The 13,352-nt window shown below is 63.1% G+C and carries 14 protein-coding genes; 8 read left to right on the forward strand and 6 right to left on the reverse strand.

Going from position 1 to position 13,352, the window contains the following annotated elements; all coding sequences use genetic code 11:
• Nucleotides 1-75 precede the first annotated feature (75 nt).
• The 3 genes from JEQ47_RS04390 to JEQ47_RS04400 form a co-directional block, all read right to left on the reverse strand.
• Nucleotides 76-1,290, reverse strand: coding sequence for an NADP-dependent isocitrate dehydrogenase (locus JEQ47_RS04390; protein WP_198875162.1), 1,215 nt, complete (start codon nt 1,288-1,290; stop codon nt 76-78).
• 251 nt (nt 1,291-1,541) lie between these two features.
• Nucleotides 1,542-1,877 carry a TfoX/Sxy family protein gene (locus tag JEQ47_RS04395; RefSeq protein ID WP_198875163.1) on the reverse strand — a complete coding sequence of 112 codons (336 nt, stop codon included), beginning with the start codon at nt 1,875-1,877 and terminating at the stop codon, nt 1,542-1,544.
• On the reverse strand, nt 1,874-2,356 hold the full coding sequence (locus JEQ47_RS04400) for a GFA family protein (RefSeq protein WP_442873532.1): 483 nt from the start codon (nt 2,354-2,356) through the stop codon (nt 1,874-1,876). Before JEQ47_RS04400 ends, JEQ47_RS04395 begins: the two co-directional genes overlap by 4 nt.
• 56 nt (nt 2,357-2,412) lie before the next feature.
• Here JEQ47_RS04400 and JEQ47_RS04405 point away from each other — a divergent pair, with 56 nt between their 5' ends.
• The 5 genes from JEQ47_RS04405 (at nt 2,413) to rpsD (ending at nt 6,823) form a co-directional block, all read left to right on the forward strand.
• Nucleotides 2,413-2,985, forward strand: a complete 573-nt coding sequence (locus JEQ47_RS04405) for a GNAT family N-acetyltransferase (protein WP_198875165.1) — start codon at nt 2,413-2,415, stop codon at nt 2,983-2,985.
• Between the two features lie 118 nt (nt 2,986-3,103).
• Nucleotides 3,104-3,721 (forward strand): GNAT family N-acetyltransferase, encoded by a 618-nt coding sequence (locus JEQ47_RS04410; protein WP_198875166.1) that lies wholly within the window; start codon nt 3,104-3,106, stop codon nt 3,719-3,721.
• Between the two features lie 37 nt (nt 3,722-3,758).
• On the forward strand, nt 3,759-4,571 hold the full coding sequence (locus tag JEQ47_RS04415; protein WP_198875167.1) for an RNA methyltransferase: 813 nt from the start codon (nt 3,759-3,761) through the stop codon (nt 4,569-4,571).
• A 191-nt stretch (nt 4,572-4,762) separates the two neighbouring features.
• Nucleotides 4,763-6,055, forward strand: a complete 1,293-nt coding sequence (locus JEQ47_RS04420; RefSeq protein ID WP_198875168.1) for an MFS transporter — start codon at nt 4,763-4,765, stop codon at nt 6,053-6,055.
• A 150-nt stretch (nt 6,056-6,205) separates the two neighbouring features.
• Nucleotides 6,206-6,823 (forward strand): 30S ribosomal protein S4, encoded by a 618-nt coding sequence (gene rpsD / locus JEQ47_RS04425; RefSeq protein ID WP_198875169.1) that lies wholly within the window; start codon nt 6,206-6,208, stop codon nt 6,821-6,823.
• Nucleotides 6,824-6,883: 60 nt separating this feature from the next.
• Here rpsD and JEQ47_RS04430 read toward each other — a convergent pair whose 3' ends face one another.
• Together JEQ47_RS04430 and sbmA are read right to left on the reverse strand one after the other, a co-directional pair.
• A complete protein-coding gene (locus JEQ47_RS04430; protein WP_198875170.1) occupies nt 6,884-7,894 on the reverse strand; it encodes a sodium:calcium antiporter in 1,011 nt (336 codons plus the stop codon).
• 213 nt (nt 7,895-8,107) lie between these two features.
• A complete protein-coding gene (gene sbmA / locus JEQ47_RS04435) occupies nt 8,108-9,424 on the reverse strand; it encodes a peptide antibiotic transporter SbmA (RefSeq protein WP_198875171.1) in 1,317 nt (438 codons plus the stop codon).
• 209 nt (nt 9,425-9,633) lie between these two features.
• Here sbmA and ttcA point away from each other — a divergent pair, with 209 nt between their 5' ends.
• The 3 genes from ttcA to JEQ47_RS04450 all read left to right on the forward strand — a co-directional run bounded on the left by ttcA (nt 9,634) and on the right by JEQ47_RS04450 (nt 12,130).
• Nucleotides 9,634-10,509 carry a tRNA 2-thiocytidine(32) synthetase TtcA gene (ttcA, locus tag JEQ47_RS04440; protein ID WP_236020639.1) on the forward strand — a complete coding sequence of 292 codons (876 nt, stop codon included), beginning with the start codon at nt 9,634-9,636 and terminating at the stop codon, nt 10,507-10,509.
• A gap of 134 nt (nt 10,510-10,643) precedes the next feature.
• Nucleotides 10,644-11,456 (forward strand): inositol monophosphatase family protein, encoded by an 813-nt coding sequence (locus JEQ47_RS04445; RefSeq protein ID WP_198875172.1) that lies wholly within the window; start codon nt 10,644-10,646, stop codon nt 11,454-11,456.
• Between the two features lie 383 nt (nt 11,457-11,839).
• Nucleotides 11,840-12,130, forward strand: a complete 291-nt coding sequence (locus JEQ47_RS04450; RefSeq protein ID WP_198875173.1) for a DUF4287 domain-containing protein — start codon at nt 11,840-11,842, stop codon at nt 12,128-12,130.
• Here the strand turns inward: JEQ47_RS04450 and JEQ47_RS04455 are convergent.
• Entirely contained in the window at nt 12,117-13,316 is a 1,200-nt protein-coding gene (locus tag JEQ47_RS04455) for a pyridoxal-phosphate-dependent aminotransferase family protein (RefSeq protein ID WP_198875174.1), read from the reverse strand. The two genes, JEQ47_RS04450 and JEQ47_RS04455, sit on opposite strands and share 14 nt — an antisense overlap.
• Nucleotides 13,317-13,352: the final 36 nt, after the last annotated feature.

The following is a 13,352-nucleotide window of genomic DNA, read 5'->3' on the forward strand; positions in this document are numbered from 1 at the left end:
ATCATTCGTGACACCCATGGCGCACAAAAAAGCCGGGGCAGGGCCCCGGCTTTCGAAAGCTCAAAGTCGCGTGGCTCAGGCAGCCATGGCCTTCTGCAGGTTCTGGTCGACCGCGTCGAGGAAGCCGAGAGTGGTCAGCCACGGCTGATCCGGACCGACCAGCAGCGCCAGGTCCTTGGTCATCTTGCCTTCTTCGATCGTGTCGATGGTGACCTTCTCGAGCGTTTCCGCAAACTTGGCGAGTTCGGCATTACTGTCGAGCTTGGCGCGATGGGCCAGACCACGGGTCCAGGCAAAGATCGACGCGGTCGAGTTGGTCGAGGTTTCCTTGCCCTGCTGGTGCTGGCGGTAGTGACGGGTCACGGTGCCATGGGCAGCTTCGGCTTCGACGATCTTGCCATCGGGCGTGGCCAGGACCGAGGTCATGAGGCCGAGCGAGCCAAAACCCTGGGCTACGATGTCGGACTGCACGTCACCGTCATAGTTCTTGCACGCCCAGACATAGCCGCCGGACCACTTGAGCGCCGAGGCAACCATGTCGTCGATCAGACGGTGTTCGTACCAGATCTTCTTGGCTTCGAACTTGGCCTTGAATTCCGCGTCGTAGATTTCCTGGAAGATGTCCTTGAAGCGGCCGTCATAGGCCTTGAGGATGGTGTTCTTGGTCGAGAGATACACCGGCACGCCACGGGCGAGGCCGTAGTTGAAGCTCGAATAGGCGAAATCGCGGATCGATTCGTCGAGGTTGTACATGGCCATGGCCACGCCCGACCCCGGCGCCTGGAACACTTCGTGCTCGATCACGGTGCCGTCTTCGCCGGCAAACTTGATGGTCAGCGTGCCCTTGCCGGGGAAGGTGAAGTCGGTGGCGCGATACTGGTCGCCGAAGGCGTGGCGGCCGACGATGATCGGCTGGGTCCAGCCGGGAACCAGACGCGGCACGTTCTTGCAGATGATCGGCTCGCGGAAGATCACGCCGCCCAGGATATTACGGATGGTGCCGTTGGGCGACTTCCACATTTTCTTGAGCTTGAATTCCTCGACGCGCTGCTCGTCGGGAGTGATGGTGGCGCACTTGATGCCCACGCCATGCTTCTTGATCGCATTGGCGGCGTCCACGGTCACCTGGTCATTGGTGGCGTCGCGGTTTTCGACCGAAAGGTCATAATACTCGATGTCGAGATCGAGGTAGGGATGGATGAGCTTGTCCTTGATCGCCTGCCAGATGATCCGGGTCATCTCGTCGCCGTCGAGGTCCACGACCGGGTTGGCGACCTTAATCTTGCTCATTCAATTGCTCCCTTGCAAATACGCATCCGGCCCAGGGCCAAGTTCGGCCGCCCGTATAGCATCGCCAGCGAAAACCGCAAAGGCAGGCTCGGCAAGGGGGCTTGCCGGATAGGGGCATGGGCGCGCCGGGACTCCCGCATGCATCCCGGATCGTCATCCCCGCGAAAGCGGGGACCTCCGTTTGCGGGCAGGCAAAGCCAACAGGGGTTCCCGCCTGCGCGGGAATGACACAGCGGGTGTCGTTACCGAAATTACTTCGCCGGCAGGGTCCGCACGAAGGCGAGCGCGCGGTCGATCCACTGTCCCAGAGCATAGTCGTCCTCGATGGCGTCGCCGCTCACCACAACGAAGCCGCCCATGGATTTGCCGGCCATGTCCATGATGCCAGCGCCGGGCTGGGCCAGGGCATCCTCCATGCCATCCTTGCCGACGCGCACCAGCAACGAGCCATCCTTCAGGGGAGCGACCAGCATGTTGCCATCCAGCATGAAGGCCTGTGCCCCGAACATCTTCTGTTCGCGGACATTGCCGCGCACGGGCAGGAGCCCCCGCACGCGGTCGGCCAGTTCGTCGGTTGCCATGCTCATGCCTGTTTCTCCGGGCGATAGGCGTCGTGACGGGGCAGGTGATCCGCGATCAGATCCCACTCCATGTGGCTGCGGGCGAAGATGAGCTGGTTGGGCGTGAACCAGCTATTCTGTCCCGCCAGCATCCCGGCCGGGACAATGCGAAAGGCGGGTGCGCGCGATGACTCCGCCACCACGGTCGTACCACATTCCGGGCAGAAGTGCCGCGTGAACTTTGCGCCGGAATCGGCTGGACGAACGAAGCTTTTGGTTGCTCCAGTTGTGCGGATGCTGTCCACAGGGAGAAGGACGATCGAGGAATGCCCGCTGCCCGACGCCTTCTGGCAATTGAGGCAGGCGCATTGAAACATGGAAATGGGCTGGCCCTCGACATGCAGGGTCACGGCCCCGCAGTCGCAGGTGGCCACGAGGTCTAGGTCTGGCATGGGCGTTCTAGTCATATGAGAAAGCTGGCATGCGGCAGGCCGCTCGGCAAGCATGGCTTGCCATCGGCGCGGTCCGGCGCAAAAGTGCGCCCGCTCGAACGGATGACCCGATGGCCCTACGACCCGACTATCCCCTGCTGACTGATCGGCTCTGCTTGCGGCCCTTTACCCGCGGCGATGTCGATGCGGTATGCGGTTATCGCGGTCGGGAGGATGTGGCGCGCTATTTGTTCGATCCGCCGCTCAGCCGGGATGAATGTGCGCTGGCCATCCAGCAGCGCACGGTGCAGACCACGCTTGTCGAGGAGGGTGATCGCCTGGTCCTCGCCGTGGAACTGCGCGAAGACAAGCACCTGATTGGGGAAGTTTCGCTGATCTGGCGATCCGCCGAGGCGCGGCAGGGCGAGCTGGGCTGGATTTTCGATCCGCAGTTCCACGGTCGCGGCTATGCCACCGAAGCCACGAATGCACTCCTCGACCTTGGCTTTGGGTCGGCGGACCTGCACCGGATCTTTGCCCGCTGCGCTGCGCGCAACGATCCGTCCTGGCGGCTGATGGAGCGCCTTGGCATGCGGCGAGAAGCCCATTTCCGGCAGCACGCGCTGTTCAAAGGTGGTTGGGACGAGGAATTCTACTACGCCATCCTACGGGATGAGTGGCTCGCGATGCGGCAGTCAACCTGACCTTAACTGTATCGTTTGCCAGCATTTTTTTGGGAATATAATTCCCGTTGAGCCGGGGAACCACCCCATGGGCAGGGCGTTGCGTCTGGGTCTTGTTGGGGCCTTCGGAGCAGCGGCTATGTCCTCGTTAAATCTGCCAATTGAAACTGACCACCTGATCCTCCGTCCCATTGAACGAAGCGATGTCGAGGCCGTGGGCCGCTACCACATCCTGCCTTCCGTACAGCGCTATGTCGAACGCCCGACCCGTTACGCCGAGGATGTGGCTGCCGCGGTTGCCGTCATGCGCGCGCAGATCGTGCTGCATCGCCCGGGCGACACGCTCACCCTTGCCATCGTGCGCAAGGGCGACAAGGTGCTTGTGGGGCAGGTCAGCCTGCAATGGTCCAATGCGTCGGCCGGGCAGGGCGAATTGCGCTTCTGCATCGATCCCGCCCATAGCGGCAAGGGCTATCTCACCGAGGCGCTGACCGCCCTCATCGACCTCGCCTTCGATCATTTCCGCATCCATCGCCTGATGGCGCGCTGCGATGGCCGCAGCCATCACTCGATCAAGCTCATGCAGAAGCTGGGCCTGCGTCTCGAAGCGCATTATCGCGAGCATGCCCTGTTCCAAGGCGAATGGGACGAAGAGCTGCATTTCGCCATCCTCGACCGCGAATGGCGTCCGAGCACCAAGGTGGTGGATTTCCGTCCCCGCAGCGCCGCGCCCGATTTGCCCCGCGCCGCCATTTGAGCTATGCCGCCGCGGTTCTCGCAAAGGATCGCGGCACATGGCAGGCACCGACAGTTCACAACCCATATCGCTGGCGCCCACGCCGGCGATCATTCTTTGTGAGCCCCAACTGGGTGAGAATATCGGCTCGGCTGCGCGTGCCATGGCCAATTTTGGCCTCTGGGACCTGCGGCTCGTCCGCCCGCGCGATGGCTGGCCCAACGAAAAGGCCGTCGCTGCGGCCTCCCGTGCCGATCATGTGCTCGAGCGCGTCCGGGTCTTCGAAACGCTGGAGCAGGCGATCAGCGACCTGACGCTGGTCTACGCCACCACGGCTCGATCGCGCGACATGCAGAAGGAAGTTCTCGGACCCGAGGAAGCCTCGCTCAACATGGCTGGCCATATCGAAGGCGGGCAGAAGGCAGGGCTTCTCTTCGGGCGCGAGCGCTGGGGCCTGCTCAATGACGAAGTCGCGCTGTCCGACGCCATCGTTACCCTGCCGGTCGAAGCCGCCTTCGCTTCGCTCAACATCGCCCAGGCCGTGCTGCTGATGTCCTACGAGTGGCGCCGCAGCAGCGAAGCGGGCCGGGCGCTGCCCTTTTCCGACGGGCTCGACGAAGCCGCGCCGCGCGCTGAGCTGGTGGGTCTTTTCGAGCATCTCGAAGCCGTGCTCGACCAGTCCGGCTTCTTCACGACGCCCGACAAGAAGCCCAGCATGGTCAACAACCTGCGCACGGCGCTCACCCGCGGCCGCTTTACGTCGCAGGAAATCCGTACGCTGCGCGGCGTCATTTCCTCCATCGACCGCCGCCACGAGCGGCCCAATCCCAACCGGATGAAGAAGGCGGAGGATCCGAAGGGCGAGGAATAGGCCACACCCTCCGTGCCGTCCTCGGGCTTGACCCGAGGACCACTCTCCACCTGCGCGGGTCTCGAATGGCCCTCGGATCAAGTCCGAGGGCGGCTCGGTGTGCTTGGAGGCGACGAAAAGGTGTTCACCGAGCGGTTTCGGCGTTATCGGCTTTGACGTAGCTGCGACAAACTGTCATTCCCATCGCCATCATGAGCGCACACGCCCCCACCGAGCCGAACAAGCTCGCCTTCACCTATGTCGGTTTCCGCTTTTTCTGGCTGACGACGCTGCTGGTCAGCTTCGCGGTGCAGATCATGTCGGTCTCCATCGCCTACAAGATCTATGAAGTGACGCGCGAGCCTCTGCTGGTGGGCATAGTGGGGCTCTGCCTGTTCCTGCCCGCGCTCCTCCTCATCCTAGTGACTGGCCTCACGGCCGATCGGTTCAACCGGCGCGGCATCATGGCCATCTGCCTGACGGTCGAGCTGCTCTGCGCGATAGGCTTCCTGCTGTTCACCGAGGTTGAAGCGCATGAAGTCTGGCCGCTGTTCGTGATCCTCATCATCCTGGGCATTGCCCGGGCCTTCTGGGGGCCGGCGGCGCAGTCGCTGGCGCCCAATCTGGTGCCAGCAGAAGCGCTCAGCAACGCCATCACGGTCAATGCCACGGCCTGGCAAATCGCCTCGATTGCCGGCCCGGCGGTGGGCGGGGTGCTCTACAGCTTCGCCGCACCCGTGCCCTTTGCCACCGGCGCACTGCTGCTCTGCTGCGCCGTGGTCAGTGTCCTGCTGATCCCCAAGCCGCCGCAGCGCCAGTCGCACCAGTCCACCAGCATGGAGACGCTGCTGGGCGGCTTCCGCTACATCTTTTCCAATAAGGTAGTCCTGGGCGCCATCTCGCTCGACATGTTCGCCGTGCTCATGGGCGGCGCCGTGGCCATGCTGCCGATCTATGCCACCGACATCCTCCATGGCGGCTCGATCGCCAATGGTCTACTGCGCGCCGCGCCGGGCATAGGTGCCATCGCCATGGCGCTTTTCCTCACCCGCTTCCCCATCCGCAACTTTGCCGGGCGGATCCTGTTCGTCTTCGTCGCCCTGTTCGGTGCCTTCACCGTGGTCTTCGGCTTTTCCACCTCGATCTGGCTGTCCATCGTGGCGCTGGCTCTGGTCGGCGCATCCGACATGGTCAGCGTCACCATTCGCGAGACCATCATGCAGCTCTGGACCCCCGAGGAGGTGCGCGGCCGCGTCAATGCCGTCAATTCGGTGTTTATCGGCGCGTCCAACGAGCTGGGTGAATTCCGCGCGGGCACGGTGGCCCACTTCATCGGCCCGGTTGCCGCCGTGGTCATCGGCGGCTTCGGCGCCATGGCGGTGGCTGGTATCTGGAGCGTGCTGTTCCCCGGTCTGCGGGAGCAGCGCTCGCTCGACCACAAGATGGTCGCCGATGGAACCGCGGAAAAGCTCGACGAAACGCCGGATCAGCCGTCTCGCGCTTGACTTGCGGGTGGGACGCCTCTATGACGCGCCCACCTATTCCGGCCTTCGGGCCCATAGGCGCACCCGGGATTCTCTGTTGGGAGTCTGTCGGCCCTTTGCAAGAAGGGCAGAGGAGGGCGCGATCCATTCAACGTTTGAGAAGGATACGCGATGTCGAAGCGTCATTCCGTAAAGTACAAGATTGACCGCCGCCTTGGCGAAAACATCTGGGGCCGTCCGAAGTCCCCGCTGAACGCCCGTGCCTACGGCCCCGGCCAGCATGGCCAGCGCCGCAAGGGCAAGCTGTCGGACTATGGTCTGCAGCTGCGCGCCAAGCAGAAGCTCAAGGGCTACTACGGCTCGGTCACCGAGAAGGCCTTCAAGCGCCTCTACACCGAAGCTGCCCGCGTCAAGGGCGACACCGGCGAGAACCTGATCGGCCTGCTCGAGTCGCGTCTGGACGCGATCGTCTACCGCGCCAAGTTCGTCCCGACCGTGTTCGCTGCCCGCCAGTTCGTGTCCCACGGCCACGTCCTGGTCAACGGCAAGCGCGTCAACATTCCGTCCTACCAGGTCAAGGTCGGCGACAAGATCGAAGTGCGCGAGCGCTCCAAGCAGCTCACCGTCGTGCTCGAAGCCGTCCAGCTCGCAGAGCGTGACGTGCCGGACTATGTCGAAGTCGACCACAACAAGATGACCGCGACCTATGTCCGCGTCCCGGCCCTGTCGGACGTGCCGTACCCGGTCCAGATGGAACCGAACCTGGTCGTCGAATTCTACTCGCGTTAATCGCGACGTCAGACCATCGAATTTGGAAGGGCCGCTCCCCGGAGCGGCCCTTTCGCTTTTCTACGGCGTGGCAACCAGGGTCAGCCCGACCATGCCCAGTGCGTAAAAGCCGACCAGCGCCAGCGAATCCGCTCCCACGCCGAACCTCTTGTTCTGCGGTTTCAGCACTGCGCCGATGGTGACGACGGCGGTCAGCACCATGGCGAGGGCTGCAAGATAGATGTCGGCCGGCTCGGCTCCCGGCAACGCGGCCTGTCCCGAGATCAGCGCGGCCAGCAGGAAGAGGACGGGCAGGAAGGCATTTCCGCCGATGATGTCGCTGACCGCCATCGCATAGCGGCGCCGGGCGATGGCGCGCAGGCCGGTCGACAGCTCCGGCAGGGCCGTGGCCGCAGCGAGGAAAGTTGCGCCAAACAGTACACCGTCCATGCCCAATTCGTCGGCAATGGCATCGCCGGAGCGTTCGAGAATCACGCCGGCCACAAGAGTGGCAATGGCCGCAAGGGCGAACACCAGCATCGGCCGTTTCGTGCCCTGCTCGCGCTCGGGTGCCGGTGCTGTCGTGGCAGTCCTGGGGCTCTCGCGCTCAGTCCGGGCAATCAGGACAAGGCATGCCAGCCAGAGCAGCAGCAACATGATGGGGCCGGGCGACAGGTGACCGGCGGAACGATCGGGATCGAGTTGCGTGCTCATGACGCAGGTTGCCAGGATCATCACCACGAAGTTGGCCTGCACCAGGTTGGCCTTGTTGCCCGCGAGCGTGGACAGCGGCCGCTTTTCCCGAGCGGCAAGGTCGAACACCGCGAGCAGCACGGTCTGGATGGCGATACCACCCAGGATATTGCCGACGATCACGTCCAGGTTGCCGGCGAGGCTGGCACTGACAGTGATCGCCACCTCAGGCAGGTTGGTGACGATGGCAAGCAGAATAGCGCCGCCCAGCGCTTGGCCGAGCCCGAAGCGTTGGTCGATGGCATCGGTCGCGTCCACGAGCTTGACACCCGCGACCCAGATGACGGCGGCCGATACGACGAAGACGAGCACTGCAATCGGCAAGGGAAAGTCGAACACGATCAGCTCCCGGCGACGGATGCGGAAAGGATCATGATCCCTGTGCTTTTCGCAAGACCTCCACCCAGCCTGCCCTCAGCAGGTGATGAGTGCATCGAGTTCGTCGCAGCACGTCCGGTAAACCCGGTCGGTCCCTTCCCCTCCTCAGGGGAAGGTTAGCGCGCGGTTTCCGTGCAGTAAAAAGGCCGCCCGAAGGCGGCCTTCGACTTGGGATCAAAGCCCCGCCGGCACGCCTTCCTTGCCACCGTCCCTGTCGGTCGGCAGCGGCTCGAATTCGGCATCCGTGGCGAGGTATCGCGGATCGTCATAGTCGACGCCGGAGATCGCGCCCGGCGGAATGTTGGCCTCGAAGGTACGCAGGCGCTTGTAGACCGAGATCAGCGAGATGATCGTGGTCCAGCTATTGGCCAGGAACCGGAACGAGCTGTCGACCTGGTCGAAGGCGTTGCTCACCTGCTGGAACAGGCCGAAAGTCAGCGCGCCGGCCGCGATCGAGGGCGACATGGCGATCAGCGGCACGAAGTTGGCGCCTTGCAGGTACACGTAGCGGGCCACATTGAAATAGAGGTAGTGCCCGTAAAGCCTGAAGTAGTTGCGCTGCACGCCGAGGAAGAATTCCTTGGTGCTCAGCGGGCGGGCGCGGTCATGGTGATCTTCGCCATAGACCAGTTCCTTTCGGAACGCTGCTTCTACGCGCTGGTTCTGGAATTCGAGGCCCGGAAGCTTGAAGCCCACCAGACCAAGCAGGATGGTACCGGCAGAGGCCGACACCAAAGCCACCCAGACGAGGCTGCCGTTCACCGGACCGACGATGGGCAATTCGGTGATGTTCGCTGAAAGCTCCCAGAGCAGCGGCAAAAACACCAGCAGCGTCATGATCGAGCCCACGAACGAAACGGCAAGGCCCTCGACGATGTTGGCGAAGCGCTGGGCATCTTCCTGGATACGCTGGGAGGCGCCCTCGACGCCGCGCACCTTCGGCCAGTGGCTCATGTAGAAGAAGGTCATCGCGCGGCGCCAGCGGAAGAGGTAGTGCGCGATAAAGAAGGCGTTGAGCACCAGGATGGCGATGCGAGGCAGCAGCACATAGAGCACCGTGGAAAGCTCGCCATAGATCGTGTCGAGCGACACGCTGCCCGGTGTGGTCAGGGCGCCCTGGAACATGTTGTAGAATTCGCCGTACCAGGCGTTCATCCAGGCGCTGGCCTGCACGTCGAAGAAAACGACCTCGACTATGGTGACGGTGCCGACCACGCTCCACCAGTACCAGCGCCGGTTGTCACCGAGCCAGTACCAGGGGATGCAGAAGAGGTATCCGGCCATCAGCACATATTGGTAGAGCCACACCTTGTCGGCGGTCAGGAAGACATCGGGGTTGGCCTCCGTGGGCACCTGCGCCAGCCATGGCGCCAGGCTGATGACGTTCGACAGTTGTGGGCCCACCGTGAACCAGATGATCATGGCCAGCACGGTCCAGGCGAGAGCCGCGGTGAAGAAGAGCCGTGGATTGGGGAAGAATGAGCGGAACACCGGGAGACTCCAAGGTGTCGTGATGATGCGTCATCTAACTGTGACAAACGGCTTAAAACAAGGACGCGAAGTTAAGCTTTGGTAAGGTTGAAGCCGGTCCGGGCGAACAAATTTTGCCTTCCCGGCGCCTCACAAGAAATCATGACCGACTTTCCATCGCGATGCTCAGGCGCTATCAGCTACGCAGCCCTGCCAATGAGAGTTTCGCCATGACCGCGGTGATGGAAGCGCCAGCCACCCAGGACGAGGATGCCGAAACCGGCGCCCATCCGATCTTTGCCCATGCGCCGCGCTCCGTGGAGTTCAACAAGCTTCGCAAGCGCCTGATCCGCAATGTGCGCGAGGCGCTCGACAAGTTCGGCATGGTTCGGCCGGGCGAGAAGTGGCTGATCGCCCTTTCGGGTGGCAAGGACTCCTACGGGCTGCTGGCTTTGCTGCTCGACCTCAAATGGCGCGGCCTCCTGCCGGTCGAGCTCCTGGCCTGCAATCTTGATCAGGGCCAGCCCAACTTTCCCAAGCATATCCTGCCCGAATTCCTGACCGGGCTCGGCATCGCGCACCGCATCGAATACCAGGACACTTATTCCATCGTCACAGACAAGCTCCCGGCTGGCGCCACCTATTGCTCACTCTGCTCGCGCCTGCGCCGCGGCAATCTCTACCGCATAGCGCGGGAGGAGGGGTGTACGGCGCTGGTGCTCGGCCACCATCGCGACGACAGCCTCGAAACCTTCTTCATGAACCTCTTCCATGGTGGCAAGCTCGCAGCCATGCCGCCAAAACTGGTCAATGACGAAGGCGATCTCGAAGTGTTGCGGCCCCTGATCTACTGCGCCGAGGAAGACTTGCAGCGCTTCTCCGACGCCATGGCCTTCCCGATCATCCCTTGCGACCTCTGCGGCTCGCAGGATGGGCTGCAGCGCAACGTCACCAAGGCCATGCTTTCGGACATGGAAAGGGCCATGCCGGGCCGCAAGGACATGATGATCCGCGCGCTTGGCAACATCAATCCGAGCCACATGCTCGATCCGCGTCTCTTCGATTTCGCCACGCTCCAGATCAGGCAGGCAACAACGGAAGAATAAAGGTGGACCACCGGGACAAGCCCGGTGGTGACGATGGAGGGAACTCGGTGCTCAGCCAATCGTAATTGCCCGGCTTATCCGGGCAATCCATCTATCACTTGGCCGACCGCCCTCCCTCCGGAAAGGACTGACCCATGAACGTCGATCGCCTCGCCGCCATCCTGAAACAGGCTGCCCAGGAGGAGATCATGCCGCGCTTCCGGCGGCTCGACGACGGGACCGTAAAAACCAAGTCCGGCGCCTTCGATCTCGTCACCGAAGCCGATGTCGGGGCCGAACGCGTCATCACGGCCGCCATCAAGGCGCATCGGCCGGATTACCTCGTCATCGGCGAGGAGGCGGTAGCCGCCAATCCGAAACTGCTCGAGACGGGCCTCGAGGATCGAGTCGTGATTTACGTCGATCCCGTTGATGGCACTGCTAATTTTGCCGGTGGCCTGCCGCTGTTCGCGGTCATGGCGGCGGTGGTCGAGAATGGCGAGACTGTTGCCGGGGTCATTTACGATCCGCTCGGCGACGACGTGGTGATGGCCGAACGCGGCTGCGGCGCCTTCCAGGTGTTTCCCGACGGCCGTATGACCCGCCAGAAGTTTGCCGATCCCGTGCCCCTCTCGGAAATGGGCGGTGTCGCCTCGACCTCCTTCCTGCCCTTCGAGCAGCGCCGCGCTGTGCTCGGCAATCTGGCCAAGGTGAAGATGCTTGCTGGCTATCGCTGCGCCGGGCACGAATACCGCTATGCCGCCGGCGGCAATGTGCATTTCCTGATGTACAACAAGCTGATGCCCTGGGACCATGTCGGCGGCGCGCTGATCATGCGCGAATGCGGCGCCCATGTCGCCAAGTTCGACGGCTCGGAGTACCGGCCAGCCGATACATCGGGCGGCCTCCTGGTGGCGTCGAACAAGGACAGCTGGGACGAATTGCGGCGGGACGTTTTCACGGTCTGAGGGCACGTCTTGCGCGCGTTCCCTTAACAACCACCGTGCCGCCCTCGGACTTGATCCGAGGGCAACTCGCAACCTTCGCGACCGCCTGGACTGGTCCTCGGGTCAAGCCCGAGGGCGGCATCGCGGTTGAGGCAAGGTCACCCACCCACCAGACGTCACTCGTCGGGGCTGACCCGAGGGCTGTTCACCTGCCGACCCATCCATGGACCACCCGATCAAGTCGGGTGGTGACGATGGACAGAACGTCCAGGCTTTAAACCCAGTCCCTCCACACCGTCATTGCCCGGCTTGACCAGGCAATCCATACTTGAGCAGACGCAACACCGGACCTGTCGAAATTACGAATTTTCGTTCGTCGCCCAGGCATCAACAGGAATCAACAAATGTCCTTCCAAGCCTATCTCGATGCCGTCGAGGCCAAGACCGGCAAAACTCCGCGCCAGATCGTCGAAGAGGCAAAAGCCAAAGGCTTCGACGACCCAAAGGTCAAGGCTGGCCCCATTCTAGACTGGCTCAAGACCGACTACGACCTTGGCAAGGGCCATGGCATGGCGCTCGTCCATGTCATCAAGAAAGGCCCCGAGATCGACAGCAAGCATGTCGGCTCGACCGGCGTGCATCGCGACGAGAGCAATATGCTCTGGCTCGATGGGGTCGCCACTAAGCCGCGCTGAGCGCCCGCGCCGCCGCTTCAACGGCGCCCGCACCGTGCGGGATGCCCAGCGCGCACATGCCCGCCTCCATCGTGCCCAGCACACCCATGACCATATGGGCATTCACGTGGCCCATATGGCCGATCCGCAGATAGTCGGCGTATTGCGGCTCATGCGACATGGCCATGCCAAGGCCGATACCCAGGGTTACGCCCGCCTCCTGCTCCAGCCAGGCACGCAGACGACCCGCTCCGCCTCCCGGAATTGTCGCCGCCGTCACCGAATGGCCGCGGGCACCGGGATCGCGGACATTGAGGGCGATGCCGCTGCCACCGGCGCCCCACGCGTCGAAAGCCGTCCAGATGGCGCGGGCCAGAACGCGATGGCGCGCCCAGGTGTCTTCCAACCCCTCTTCGACGAGGATCATCTTGAGCACCTCATCGAGGCCGTAGATGTGCTGGGTCGGGGGCGTGCCGCCGAACAGGCGCCAATATTCGTCAGCACCAATGCGCGGCAGCACGCTCCAGTACGGCGTCGCCAGGTCTGCTATGCGTGCCGCCTCGAGAGCCTTGTCCGACAGCCAGAGCAGCGCCAGGCCGGGCGGCAGCATCAGGCCCTTCTGGCTGGCGCCGACAATCAGGTCGATGCCCCAGTCGTCCATCCGCAACTCATCGCAGCCCAAGGACGCGATGGCGTCGACGGCCAGCAATGCAGGGTGTCCGGCAGCATCGATCGAGGCCCGCACCGCCGCCACATCGTTCCGGACGCTCGAGGCGGTATCGACCTGGGTCAGGGTCACCCATTTGATTTTTCGCTCCGTATCGGCTCGCAGGGCTGCCTCGATCCGGGCCGGATCTGCGGCGGTGCGGCCAAAGTCGAGCAACTCGATCTCCACGCCCATGCTTTGCGCCGTGCGCGCCCAGTTGACGCCGAAGAGACCGGTGCCGACGCCCAGTGCCTTGTCGCCGCGCGAGAACATGTTGGTGATCGCCGCTTCCCAGCCGCCATGGCCGTTGGCGATATAAATCGCCACATGGTGGCGGGTTCCCGCCAATTGCTTGAGACCATCGAGCGCGCGGTGCGTGATGTCGATGATGTCACCCTGGTAGATATTGGGCGAGACCCGATGCATGGCGTTGAGAACGCGTTCGGGAATGACCGAAGGGCCAGGGATGGCAAGGTAGGTGCGGCCGGTAACAGGAGGCATCGATGGAATCCGTCAGGAGAGATCGCCAAGGTAGCT

Source organism: Devosia sediminis, assembly GCF_016411825.1.
In the GTDB taxonomy this organism is placed as follows: Bacteria; Pseudomonadota; Alphaproteobacteria; order Rhizobiales; family Devosiaceae; genus Devosia; species Devosia sediminis.

Coding starts and splice junctions, on each gene's coding strand:
- JEQ47_RS04390 (WP_198875162.1), bottom strand. CDS start 1,290: ATGAGCAAGATTAAGGTCGCCAACCCGGTCGTGGACCTCGACGGCGAC.
- JEQ47_RS04395 (WP_198875163.1), bottom strand. CDS start 1,877: ATGAGCATGGCAACCGACGAACTGGCCGACCGCGTGCGGGGGCTCCTG.
- JEQ47_RS04400 (WP_442873532.1), bottom strand. CDS start 2,356: ATGCTTGCCGAGCGGCCTGCCGCATGCCAGCTTTCTCATATGACTAGA.
- JEQ47_RS04405 (WP_198875165.1), top strand. CDS start 2,413: ATGGCCCTACGACCCGACTATCCCCTGCTGACTGATCGGCTCTGCTTG.
- JEQ47_RS04410 (WP_198875166.1), top strand. CDS start 3,104: ATGTCCTCGTTAAATCTGCCAATTGAAACTGACCACCTGATCCTCCGT.
- JEQ47_RS04415 (WP_198875167.1), top strand. CDS start 3,759: ATGGCAGGCACCGACAGTTCACAACCCATATCGCTGGCGCCCACGCCG.
- JEQ47_RS04420 (WP_198875168.1), top strand. CDS start 4,763: ATGAGCGCACACGCCCCCACCGAGCCGAACAAGCTCGCCTTCACCTAT.
- rpsD (WP_198875169.1), top strand. CDS start 6,206: ATGTCGAAGCGTCATTCCGTAAAGTACAAGATTGACCGCCGCCTTGGC.
- ttcA (WP_236020639.1), top strand. CDS start 9,634: ATGACCGCGGTGATGGAAGCGCCAGCCACCCAGGACGAGGATGCCGAA.
- JEQ47_RS04445 (WP_198875172.1), top strand. CDS start 10,644: ATGAACGTCGATCGCCTCGCCGCCATCCTGAAACAGGCTGCCCAGGAG.
- JEQ47_RS04450 (WP_198875173.1), top strand. CDS start 11,840: ATGTCCTTCCAAGCCTATCTCGATGCCGTCGAGGCCAAGACCGGCAAA.
- JEQ47_RS04455 (WP_198875174.1), bottom strand. CDS start 13,316: ATGCCTCCTGTTACCGGCCGCACCTACCTTGCCATCCCTGGCCCTTCG.